This is a genomic window from Acinetobacter sp. LipI_15 (genome assembly GCF_058242865.1).
The window spans coordinates 1,068,757-1,080,484 of record NZ_JBZAYN010000001.1 but is presented as its reverse complement, the minus strand read 5'-3'; the positions used below and the strand labels follow the sequence as shown (position 1 = coordinate 1,080,484).

14 protein-coding genes are annotated in these 11,728 nt (G+C 39.6%); 10 read left to right on the top strand and 4 right to left on the bottom strand.

The window, feature by feature from the left end; all coding sequences use genetic code 11:
* Positions 1-25: 25 nt before the first annotated feature.
* A complete protein-coding gene (locus AC4CU0_RS05225; RefSeq protein WP_180009951.1) occupies positions 26-949 on the top strand; it encodes a CysB family HTH-type transcriptional regulator in 924 nt (307 codons plus the stop codon).
* Between the two features lie 162 nt (positions 950-1,111).
* Positions 1,112-2,326, top strand: coding sequence for an OmpP1/FadL family transporter (locus AC4CU0_RS05220; protein WP_490742625.1), 1,215 nt, complete (start codon positions 1,112-1,114; stop codon positions 2,324-2,326).
* A 59-nt stretch (positions 2,327-2,385) separates the two neighbouring features.
* Here AC4CU0_RS05220 and carO read toward each other — a convergent pair whose 3' ends face one another.
* Entirely contained in the window at positions 2,386-3,114 is a 729-nt protein-coding gene (gene carO, locus AC4CU0_RS05215) for an ornithine uptake porin CarO (RefSeq protein WP_111883964.1), read from the bottom strand.
* A gap of 374 nt (positions 3,115-3,488) precedes the next feature.
* On the opposite strand from carO, the gene dapD reads away from it, so the two are divergent.
* The 5 genes from dapD to AC4CU0_RS05190 all read left to right on the top strand — a co-directional run bounded on the left by dapD (position 3,489) and on the right by AC4CU0_RS05190 (position 6,849).
* On the top strand, positions 3,489-4,310 hold the full coding sequence (gene dapD, locus AC4CU0_RS05210) for a 2,3,4,5-tetrahydropyridine-2,6-dicarboxylate N-succinyltransferase (protein WP_078190347.1): 822 nt from the start codon (positions 3,489-3,491) through the stop codon (positions 4,308-4,310).
* Between the two features lie 113 nt (positions 4,311-4,423).
* A complete protein-coding gene (queE, locus tag AC4CU0_RS05205; protein WP_180114786.1) occupies positions 4,424-5,134 on the top strand; it encodes a 7-carboxy-7-deazaguanine synthase QueE in 711 nt (236 codons plus the stop codon).
* 29 nt (positions 5,135-5,163) lie between these two features.
* Positions 5,164-5,835, top strand: a complete 672-nt coding sequence (gene queC / locus AC4CU0_RS05200; RefSeq protein ID WP_490742624.1) for a 7-cyano-7-deazaguanine synthase QueC — start codon at positions 5,164-5,166, stop codon at positions 5,833-5,835.
* 13 nt (positions 5,836-5,848) lie between these two features.
* On the top strand, positions 5,849-6,256 hold the full coding sequence (locus AC4CU0_RS05195) for a hypothetical protein (protein ID WP_078192024.1): 408 nt from the start codon (positions 5,849-5,851) through the stop codon (positions 6,254-6,256).
* Between the two features lie 134 nt (positions 6,257-6,390).
* Positions 6,391-6,849 (top strand): peroxiredoxin, encoded by a 459-nt coding sequence (locus tag AC4CU0_RS05190; RefSeq protein WP_180026885.1) that lies wholly within the window; start codon positions 6,391-6,393, stop codon positions 6,847-6,849.
* Between the two features lie 59 nt (positions 6,850-6,908).
* On the opposite strand, the gene AC4CU0_RS05185 is transcribed toward AC4CU0_RS05190, so the two are convergent.
* A complete protein-coding gene (locus AC4CU0_RS05185; protein ID WP_180054954.1) occupies positions 6,909-7,508 on the bottom strand; it encodes a LysE/ArgO family amino acid transporter in 600 nt (199 codons plus the stop codon).
* Positions 7,509-7,646: 138 nt separating this feature from the next.
* Between AC4CU0_RS05185 and AC4CU0_RS05180 the strand changes: the two genes are divergently transcribed.
* Positions 7,647-8,534, top strand: a complete 888-nt coding sequence (locus AC4CU0_RS05180; protein WP_180003273.1) for a LysR family transcriptional regulator ArgP — start codon at positions 7,647-7,649, stop codon at positions 8,532-8,534.
* Between the two features lie 17 nt (positions 8,535-8,551).
* Here AC4CU0_RS05180 and AC4CU0_RS05175 read toward each other — a convergent pair whose 3' ends face one another.
* Together AC4CU0_RS05175 and AC4CU0_RS05170 are read right to left on the bottom strand one after the other, a co-directional pair.
* Positions 8,552-9,118 (bottom strand): YceI family protein, encoded by a 567-nt coding sequence (locus tag AC4CU0_RS05175; protein ID WP_171262626.1) that lies wholly within the window; start codon positions 9,116-9,118, stop codon positions 8,552-8,554.
* A gap of 87 nt (positions 9,119-9,205) precedes the next feature.
* The gene (locus tag AC4CU0_RS05170; protein ID WP_490742623.1) at positions 9,206-9,775 is read right to left on the bottom strand and encodes a nicotinate-nicotinamide nucleotide adenylyltransferase; all 570 of its coding nucleotides are present in this window, start codon (positions 9,773-9,775) and stop codon (positions 9,206-9,208) included.
* 106 nt (positions 9,776-9,881) lie between these two features.
* Here AC4CU0_RS05170 and AC4CU0_RS05165 point away from each other — a divergent pair, with 106 nt between their 5' ends.
* Positions 9,882-10,682: an enoyl-CoA hydratase-related protein gene (locus AC4CU0_RS05165; RefSeq protein ID WP_078192396.1), complete on the top strand. Its 801-nt coding sequence runs from the start codon at positions 9,882-9,884 to the stop codon at positions 10,680-10,682.
* Between the two features lie 95 nt (positions 10,683-10,777).
* Entirely contained in the window at positions 10,778-11,551 is a 774-nt protein-coding gene (locus AC4CU0_RS05160; protein ID WP_078192029.1) for a nitroreductase family protein, read from the top strand.
* The last annotated feature ends 177 nt before the right edge of the window (positions 11,552-11,728 follow it).

Below are 11,728 nucleotides of genomic sequence, written 5' to 3'. Positions count from 1 at the left end.
CTTGCTTTTAAGGTAAAATAAAATTATGAATTTCCAACAATTAAGAATTATTCGAGAAACCGTACGTCAGAATTTTAATTTAACAGAAGCGTCTGCTGCACTTTATACCTCGCAGTCTGGCGTGAGTAAACACATCAAAGATCTAGAAGATGAACTTGGTGTACAGCTATTTATTCGTAAAGGTAAACGTCTACTCGGTTTAACCGAACCAGGCCAGTCTTTATTGGGTATCGTTGAACGCATGCTCGTGGATGCAGACAATATTAAACGTCTAGCAGATGACTTTAACAAAGTGGATGAAGGGACATTGACGATTGCGACCACACATACGCAAGCGCGTTATGTCTTGCCGCCGATTGTGAACCAATTTAAAAAAGAATTTCCAAAAGTTCATCTAATTTTGCAACAAGCAAGCCCTGTTGAAATTACAGAAATGCTCCTTCAAGGTGAAGCGGATATCGGGATCGCAACCGAATCGTTAACCACCGAAGATAACCTTGCAAGTGTGCCTTACTATAACTGGCAACACAGTATCATCACACCACAAGAGCACCCACTCACCCAAAAATCAAATATCACCATTGAAGATTTGTCGAACTATCCAATTATTACTTACCACGGTGGTTTTACGGGTCGTTCTAAAATTGATAAAGCCTTCGAAGATTCAGGCTTTGATGTTGATATCGTGATGTCCGCACTTGATGCAGACGTTATTAAAACCTATGTTGAACTTAATATGGGAGTGGGTATTGTCAACGATGTGGCATATGACCCAGAACGTGATTACCGTTTAAAACAAATTCCTACCGATATTTTTGGTGTTAATACCACTTGGATTGCTGTTCGCAAAGGACATTTACTACGCGGTTATGGCTATGAGTTTATTTCTTTATGTTCACCAGATGCTGACATCAAAGCGTTGAAAAAAGTCGCTTACCCAGAAGAATGATAGGCCAATTGACGAATTAAAGAGGACACCTACTGTCCTCTATTTTTGGTAAACACATATTTTATCTAAGTTTTCTTGGCTTTATTTTTAATTTTGATTAAAATACATCCAACACAATAAAAATTAAAACCTTATTACTTCCGACCCATAAGCCCGGACTTTATGAAAAATCAATTCGTCGCAGTGGCAGTCGGTATCGTCTGCCCCATACAAATCATGTATGCAGCAGGGATAGAAAACTCAGATCAATCGATCTCGGCCTTTCTTGAACCCGGAAATTATACTGAAGCCAGTTTCGCTTATGTCGATGCTCAAGTGGACGGCAAAGTTCAAAACCAAGGTTTAATTAGTGAACTAGGCGTAACTGATTTTTCTACAGGGAATCTCGCCCATCAACAATTTTCTGGGAAATTTGCACTTAAAATTCAACCGCTTGAAAATAATTCTGCGGGGGTGATTTATGAACAACCCTTTCATACCGATATCAGTTATCAATATAGTCCACGCTTACCAGATGGCTCAAATATCGATATTGAAAGCGCCGATATTAACTTTAGAACGCATAACCTAACTGGGCTGGTAGGCTATCAACCCAATAATAATTGGAATATTTATAGCGGTTTAAGCCTACAAACATTTAAAGGTGATTTAAAAATTTCTGGACAACAATATGCTGCTCTCAATGGCTACCATGCCGATTTTAAACAAGATGAAGCGATTGGTTGGCTGCTCGGATTCAGTTATCAAATCCCTGAATATGCTATTAAAACTAGCCTAACCTATCGTTCAAAAATAAAACATGAAAATAAGACCTCTGAATCAACTTTATATTCAAATGGTCCTTTTCAATTAGTACTTGACACCCATACCTCAATTCAAACGCCACAAAGCGTCAATTTTGATTTTCAAACAGCCATTAGCCCACACAATGTTGTATATGGCACAGTTCGGTGGATTAATTGGAAAGATTTCAACATTCAGCCACCGCAGTTTAATGCCGTGCTTCAATACGCAGCACTCGATCCACAATACCGTGATTTAGCTGATATCCAATTGGTGGAATATCAGAAAGATCAATGGTCAGGAAAGTTAGGGATTGCACATCAATTGAATCCGAGTTGGCTCGCTGCTGCAGAGTTTATTTGGGACAACGGGACAGGAAATGCGGCGTCTACCTTAAACCCAAGTGATGGCTATCGAGGTTTAGGTTTAGGTATGATGCATAAATTTAACCCGAACAATTTTCTAGCGACTGGCCTGTATTATATGAAACTCTCAAAACCATCGAATACTGAAACATCTCATATTTCAGGTCTTGCAAGTGTCTCAAACAATGATGCCATGATCTATGGTCTGAAATTTGGTCACACATTTTAAACGCTTTCTAAAAACAAAAAAAACGAGCCGAAGCTCGTTTTTTTTATTTCAGTAAGAACTTACCAATGGTAGCTCACACCTACTTTACCTACTGGAAGCCATTGATATTTATCATCTTCACGGATTTTTTGCTCTTCTGCTCGTAAATCTGCAGATGCATTACCACCAGCAGCATTAACAAATGTACCAGATTTATCTAAGTCAACTGCTGGATTACCTGTGTAGTAAGCACCCACTTCACCAAAGACACCCCAGTTTTTATTTAATTTAGGCGCAAAACCCAAACCTACATACGGTGCAATATCATTTTCGTAAGACATGTTTCCGTTAACAGATCCGTTATACGAATAATTTGTACCATTGATTTTAATTGTGCCATCTTTAGAACGTTTAGTTAGATCATATTCGTTATCAATATAACCCACCCCTGCTGCAACGTATAAACCTTGTGCCCATGGATTTGCACTTGCTCCCCAAGGACGAATCTCAGCATTCAAATACGCAGTGCTATTTTCCATATCTAGATCGTACTTTGTACCATCAATAGAAACATCATCTGTCCACGAAATATCACCACCGTTATAACCTAATGCAAGGCCGACGTATGGGTTCGCAGTCCAAAGTAACGCACCACCATAACCCGTCGTACCCACTTCTAGACGAGCGCCAGTTGGGATAAGTTGGTTTTGATCAAATGCATAGCCATCATGAACTACAGAGGTATCTGCCATTGCAGTACCTGCAGCAGTAAGTAGAGCAGCTACTGTTAATAAACGTAATGATTTCATGTGTTTCTCCTCAAAATAAACTGTTATTCAGATTTTACAGACTTGTTATATGGCACATGTTAAAAGGAAACACAGCTCAACTTTTATGCAAATTTACTGATTTTTTGTTAACTTTTGATACATTTAGATTTTAATATTGATTAATAAAGAGTTTTTGTTTCATTTTTTTAAATATAATAATGATGTTAAGGAACAATTCTGTATATTTTGCGTATTTTTTATACAAACCTTATGAAAATGCTAAATTCATCACTCTTAATTTCTTGGTTATAGTGCTTGCTTAATAATTAATTCCGATCCTAGGCCGATTTACCATCTATTTTTGACTCGATTTAGTGTAAAATCTTGGAAAATTTTTTTCTGGATGGAAGAACATGTCTCAGCTTTCAACAATCATTGAACAAGCGTTTGAAGACCGTGCTAATTTCACTGCAGCTGACTGTCCTGCTGAAGTACGTGCAGCAGTAGAAGAAGTGATCGCTGGCCTAGATAACGGTACATTACGTGTTGCTGAAAAAATTGATGGTGAATGGATTGTTCATCAATGGGTGAAAAAAGCCGTTTTGCTTTCATTCAAATTGAACGACAACAAACCAATGGAAGCTTGTGACTTACGCTTCTATGACAAAGTTGATACTAAGTTCTCTGACTGGACTGAAGAACAATTTAAAGCTGCTGGTGTACGTGTAGTACCACCTGCTGTAGCACGTAAAGGTTCTTTCCAAGCAAAAAATGTTGTATTGATGCCTTCATATGTCAATATTGGTGCATATGTTGACGAAGGTACAATGGTTGATACATGGGCAACTGTTGGTTCATGTGCTCAAATTGGTAAAAATGTTCACTTATCTGGTGGCGTTGGTATTGGTGGCGTTCTTGAACCACTTCAAGCGAATCCAACAATCATTGAAGACAACTGCTTTATCGGCGCGCGTTCTGAAATCGTTGAAGGTGTGATCGTAGAAGAAGGTTCTGTGATTTCAATGGGTGTATTCATTGGTCAATCAACTAAGATTTATGACCGTGAAACTGGCGAAATCCATTACGGCCGTGTTCCTGCGGGTTCTGTTGTAGTTTCTGGTAGCTTGCCGTCTAAATGCGGTAAATACAGCCTCTACGCTGCAGTAATCGTGAAAAAAGTTGATGCGAAAACTCGTGCGAAAACAAGCTTGAACGAATTATTACGCGAAGACTAAGTCTTTATTTCAGCGGAGCATTCGTGTTCCGTGGAGCCTCTATCGCTCCTCGTCTCTACGGTTAGCAATGATCGTAGAGATTTTTTGTTTTTTTATATCTGGTTAATTTTGTTATGAGTACCCTTCGATCTTCCGCTATTCCTGTTTCTGATCCGTCTGCGGGTTTACGTATTACGGAGATTTTTTATTCATTGCAAGGTGAAGCCAATACCGCAGGTTTGCCTACGGTCTTTATCCGTTTAACGGGCTGTCCGTTACGTTGCACTTATTGTGATACAACCTATTCGTTTGAAGGCGGTGAACGCCAATCATTAGAAGAAATTATTCAAACTACTTTAGATTTTAAAACCCCTTATATTTGCGTGACAGGTGGTGAGCCGCTTGCTCAACCGAACGCCCTTCCCCTCATGACTCGTCTGGCCGATTTAGGCTGCGAAGTCTCTTTAGAAACCAGCGGTGCTTTAGATGTGTCTAAAGTTGACCCACGTGTTTCAAAGGTTATGGATTTAAAAACCCCGACATCGGGTGAAGTTGCACGAAATTTGCTTAGCAACTTCGACCATTTAACGCCACATGATCAAATCAAATTTGTGATTTGTAATCGTGAAGACTATGAATGGTCAAAACAGCAAGTTGAGCGCTATAAGCTAAACGAAAAAGTCAACACCATTTGGTTCTCTCCGGCCTTTGCCGTTGAAAAAGGTGCTGTTCGTTTGCCTCAGCTTGCACGTGATTTAGCACAATGGATTTTAGAAGACCATCTCCCTGTTCGCTTCCAATTGCAATTACATAAGTTGCTTTGGAACGATGAAACTGGTCGTTAAGTTTTAAAGAATTATTTGGAGTAATGCATATGCGCCCTCGTGCCATAGTTTTATTGTCTGGCGGCTTAGACTCAACCACTTGTTTAGCTTGGGCTCAAGCACGTTATGAATGTATCGCCTTAAGTTTTATGTATGGTCAACGTTCTACGACAGAACTAGATGCTGCTCGTGAGTTAACTAAGCAGGCTGGTGTAAAACATCGTGTCATTAATATCGACTTAGGTAACTTAGGTGGCTCTGCGTTAACGGACCATAGCATTGAAGTTCCTGATCATGAACAAGCCGGTATTCCTGTAACTTATGTACCAGCGCGTAACACGATTTTCTTGTCATATGCTTTAGCTGCGGCAGAAGTTTTTGGTGCAGAAGCAATTGTCATTGGTATTAATGCGGTTGATTACTCAGGCTATCCAGACTGCCGTCCAGAGTTTATCGAAGCCTTTGCCAACATGGCTCGCCTTGCAACTAAAGTTGGCGTTGAAGGAAAACCACTTAAATTTGAAACACCTCTGTTACATTTATCCAAAGCAAATATCATTCGCTTAGGTATAGAACATGGCGTAGACTACAGTCAAACGGTGTCTTGCTATCAAGCAGATGACCAAGGTCGTGCTTGCGGTAAATGCGATAGCTGCCGTCTTCGTAAACAAGGTTTCGTTGACGCAGGTGTTGAAGATCCGACACGTTACATACCGAAATAACAAGGTAGGGTTTATGAAAAATTTAAAATCAAACATTATTCTTTCTGCTGCTTTCTCTGCAGCTGCATTGTTTGCTTCAGTTGCACACGCTGACAACGACAAGCTTCAACAAGCATATAAGAGCACTAACGTAAAATCTTCGTTAATTAATGTTTGTAAAGAAGAAACTGGCAAAGGTAAAAAACTAACTGCCGCTGAAGTTAGCAAATACTGTACTTGTGCTGTTGAAGCAGATGGTCGTTTAACCAATGCTCAAAAATGGGAAATCCAAAGCACAATCAACCAGAAGAAAAGCCCTGCAACACTCGCTTTTGTTCAAAAACAAAATAAAGACCTTCAAGCATGTTTCGGTCCTCAGTTAACAGGTAAATTAAAAAATTTAACTGAAGAAGCAATGAAATCTGCTCAAGCGAAAAAATAATTTTCGTCTTAAAAAAGCCTGCAAATGCAGGCTTTTTTATTGCTTTAAGTTCAAAGTAAATTCTGTATGATGGTCATATTTCACATACTTTGTTTAAGCCCATTTAGGGATAAGACATGAAAAAGGAAATCTTCATGACTGAAATTAGCTTACCAAATCAAACCTTCCCAACCACCTCAGGTGAAGTCAACCTTGCAGAACTAAACAATGACTGGCTGATCATCTACTTCTACCCTAAAGATTCAACACCAGGATGTACGACGCAAGCCATTGGGTTTTCATGCTTAAAAGATCAGTTTGATGCGCTTAATACACCAATCTACGGCATTTCTCGCGACTCGGTTAAAGCCCATCAAAACTTCACTGAAAAGCAAAATCTAAGCATTGATTTAATCAGTGATAAAGAAGAAGTGCTATGTCAGCATTTCGATGTGATTAAAGAAAAAAATATGTATGGCAAAAAGGTTATGGGCATCGAACGCTCAACCTTTATTTTCCATAATGGAAAGCTGGTAAAAGAATATCGTAAAGTCAAAGCTGCAGGCCATGCAGAACAAGTCTTAGAAGATTTAAAAGCATTACAAGCTGCATAAAATTAATGATTTGAGCCCGCTCCTTTAGGAATGGGCTCAAATTTAATGAGGACATATAACTAGAGCAATAATGAAATTGCAATTCCCCACATCACAACGCCAATAATAAAGTCTAAAACTTTCCATGCCTTTGCACTTTGGAAGAGCGGTAATAAATAGCGCGCACCAAATCCGAGGACAAAGAAAAACACCCATGAAGCTGTAATTGCCCCAATCGCAAAATATACGGCTGTCGATTCAAACTTCGTTGAAATAGACCCAATCAGCACAACCGTATCGAGATACACATGTGGATTTAACCACGTTAAAGCCAAGCAAATCAGCACCAACTTCAATAGTTTGGTTTCATTCTTCTCACTGGGCGCTAAACTGCTTGAAGTTTTGAAGGCTTGCAGAAAATGCTGTGCTCCATAAACTGCTAAAAAAGTTGCGCCCAAATATTTCGCCCCACTCACAATTTCCGGATGACTTTCAACCAATTGGGAGAATCCGAGCACTCCCAATAAGATGAGTATCGAATCAGAAGCAGCACAAATAGCGCAGAGCCAAAAGACATACTGCTTTTTTAACCCTTGCTTGAGAATAAACGCATTTTGCGCACCAATCGCGATAATTAGGCTAAATCCAATTGCGAGCCCTTGCATATAACTGTGCAACATTTTTAACTACACTTTCAAAGCTTTAAATGAATCTTGCTATTATCTAAGCTTATTGCTAAAAATAAGTATTTATAAATAAATATCAATATAACTAAGTTTTTCTTAGTTTATGTAATTTCTAATACTCGTAGGTGACTCATGTTACAAAGCAAACATAGTGAAGCATTTCTTGCGGTTGCAGAAACAGGAAGCTTTGAACAAGCGGCACTGCGTTTAAATATTACGGCATCTGCGGTCACGCTCAGGCTACAAACCTTAGAAAAGAAATTAGGTCATGTGCTCATTGTGCGTGAACGGCCCTGCCGCCCAACACTCGCAGGCCAATCTTTATTGCATTATTTACAACACAGCAAATTACTAGAACATAATTTTCTGCAAAATCTAACAGGACAAACGGCGAATGCGTTTTATCAAGTCAATATTGCAACCAATGCTGACTCACTTGCGACATGGCTGCTTCCGCTACTCAAAGATCTCTTAATTGAAGAAAAAATCGTGATTCATTTTCAGGTCGATGATCAGTCACAAACACATCATTTATTAGAAGCAGGACTAGTCAATGCCTGTGTTACAACAGAATCAGAAGCCATGAAAGGCTGCGTTGCAGAATATCTGGGTGAAATGCATTATCGCTTTGTAGCAACCCCTGATTTTATCCAAAGATGGTTCGGTCAAGGTGTGACGCGAAATGCGTTAAAGGCTGCGCCTGCACTGATTTTTAATGAGAAAGATGACCTGCATACGCAATCGATTCAGAAAAATTTCGGACTCAATCCTTCACAATATCCACATCATTTCATTCCCTCTTCAACAGCATTTTTTGATGCCATTACGATGGGCTTAGGCTACGGATGGTTACCCGACTATCAAAGCAAAGACTTATTAGCAGCGGGAAAATTAATAGAGCTTTCAACAGAACTCAGTATTGATCTAGCTTTGTATTGGCATCACTGGAACCAACAATCTGTTCAATTACAAAAATTGACTGCTGTTGTGCTGCAACATGCCAAAGATCATATGTGTTAAACCCTATAAGACTACGGTTATTCAAGCCGCCATTGGCCTTTGAGCTGTATCAATACTTGCTCACCTACTCCACCGAGTGCTTTACGCATACCAAAATCACTACGCTTAATGGTTGCTAAAGATTGAACATCCAACACTTTTGGATTTTGCGGGCTTGGGGTGAGTGTGGTATCGAAGATCACAGGCTTAGTGATGCCACGAATGGTGAGATCCCCTCGAATCATATATTTCGCATAAGCCACGGGTTCGATTTGTTTACTGACGAACTTCACTTGCTTAAATTCAGCGGCATCAAAATATTCACTGCCCAAGATTAATCCCTTTAAGCTTGGATTACTAAAACTGATGCTATCTACATCTAACAGTAAATGCGCTGAACCTTTATGCGGAATTTCAGGATCAAATTTTAGGTTCGATTGAACCTTATTAAAGCGCCCTTCAACAATAGATAGCCCCACAGATTTAATGCCAAATGTGACCTGACTATTAGGCGTTAGCGTCCACTCAGCAGCATGTAGGGGCAATACGCAGCATAAAGCGAAGGCTCCCATATATTTTGCTAAGGTTCCGTGACGCAAATTCATGTTTTTCTCCTGAATAAAACACAGCCTAAAATCACTACAATGTTTATTTTTTTGCTCCATTGTAGTGCTAGAAATTTTAGCGTTTTTTTATAGCAGATTTGTTTTATCCTGAGTCATAAATTTGTGTTGAAGTTGTTTATAAATGTCTGTCTGTTGAAATTTTTGCAAAAAATCGACGGTACCTTGAGGAAAGGCATCTCGTTCAATTTCACCACGAAAATACGCTTCACGTACTGGTGTCGCAGAAATCGCCCCTTCTAGACTATCCAGCTCAACCATTTTCCACTCGGGGAAGAATTTTAAATAATAAGAAGAATCATCTTTAAAATGCCCGATCAAACCGACTTTTGCATTCGTTTCAATTACATCATTCACCAAAGATTTGACTAACTTTTGCCATTTTTCATCGTTATATACATCTATCACATGCACAAACTTGATTCGCTTCTGATCTTGCTCTGAAAAATTCGACAGGATCATCTGCTCACGTTCTACAGCCAAAAATGGATTTTTGATATTACGTTCATTTTGCGCCGAACCCAGTGCTAAAAGCACATATTGACTTTGTTGTAAGGCAATTTTAATGGTTTGCAAATGCGCTAAATGGAACGGCTGAAAACGCCCAATGAAAACCAAATAATCAAATGTATATTTCATATCAAATCAAACTTTTTATGAACTGAGCAGTTGTGCCACAGGCTGAAATATGCGACATAATGTCGAGCATAAAATCAAAACGAAACTTTTACGCAAGGATAGTACGATGACACTGAGCTGTATTCAACAACCCCATGAACATTTGAATGCGAATTTGGACAATGGCGTACTGACCTTAGCCATTAACCGACCTCAGGCGAAGAACGCGCTGTATACAGAATTATATCTGTGGATTGCAAAAGCATTAGATGAAGCTGATCAAGATACTTCAGTGCGTGTAGTAGTACTCCGTGGTCAAGATGCAGACTTCAGTGCGGGCAATGACATGCAAGATTTTATGAAATCTGCTGCTCAAAAAGGACAAGCTCCAGCTTCAGAAGGCGCACCTTTTATTTTGTTAAAATCTGCTGCTCAATTTTCTAAGCCGCTGATTGCTGCGGTTCGTGGTGTTGCCATTGGGATTGGTGTTACGATTCTGCTTCATTGCGATCTAGTCTACAGCGACAATACTGCCCTATTCCAAATTCCGTTTGTGAGCCTTGGTCTATCGCCTGAAGGTGCATCGAGCAAGCTATTGGTTCAACAAGCCGGCTACCATAAAGCGGCGGAATTACTGTTAACTGCTCAGAAGTTTGATAGTGCGACAGCGCTTTCAGCAAATTTGGTCAATAGCATTGAAGAAGATGCTTATGCGACAGCTGCGAAAAAAGCAGCACAGTTATCTGCACTTCCACTAGCATCTTTGGTTCAATCAAAAGCATTAATGAAACATAATGTAGATGAAATCGTGGCATGGATTGACCATGAAGCTGAAATTTTCATGGATCGAGTAGGCTCTCCAGAAATGATGGAAGCTGTTGCCGCCTTTATGCAAAAACGCAAACCTGACTTCTCTCAGTTCAATTAATGTTTTAATGGAACTAAAAAACCACTCATATTTGGGTGGTTTTTTTCATCTCAGCCCCAATCTATTTTCTAAATTAAAAAACTGGATGTTTCCACATGACTGCAGTATCACAAACTGAAACTAAACCTGAAAAGAAACGCTACTACGAGCCTGCGCCTGAAGGCATCGATATCGAGAATTTTAAAAAAGTTGTACAAAGCCGTCGTTCTGTACGTAAGTTTACCGACAAGGCCATTCCAAACGACGTTTTAGATGAATGCTTAGACCTTGCCCTGCTTGCACCGAATTCATCGAATTTACAACCGTGGACATTCTATGTCGTTCAGAATCCCGCAAAGAAAAAACAATTGGTGAAAGCTTGCTTAGGGCAATTAGCTGCAAAAACTGCTGCTGAATTGATTGTCTGTGTCGCGCGTACCGACCGTGTAGATGAAATGGCAAAACGGAATATTTCGGAATTTCCATTTCCTGAAGCACCTGCAGCTGTACAGAAGTATTACAAGTTTATTCCTTATAACTATAAAACTGGTTACTTCAACGCCCTAGGTAACTTTAAGAAAGTTGCTTTCAAAGTTGCACGTACACTGGATAAACAATTGCCTGTAACAGCATTTAATGAAGCAGATGCTAAACTTTGGGCGAGCAAAACTACAGCATTGGCTTGTGAAAACTTAGTTTTGGCTTTACGCGCCTATGGTTTTGACAGTTGTATGATGGAAGGTTTTGATGAACCTTTGGTGAAGAAGATTTTAGGATTAAATGCTCAGCAATACCCAGTGATGGTGATTGGTGCAGGTGAACGTGCTAAAGATGGTGTGTTCTTCCCGCAGTATCGTTTTGATCGTGATTTATTTATTCAGAAGGTTTAACTTGCTTTCAATTGAATACTCACAACCTCAATTAGCTACGTGACTTTAGTGTATAACGCGTAGGTATTACGTTACTTTGAAGGATCAAAGTAACCAAAATCCCTTGTTAGACAGAAGATTCATCCTTAAATCTCTGTCTAACGGGTGACATCCATGTCACCCTTCGTGTATCTACTT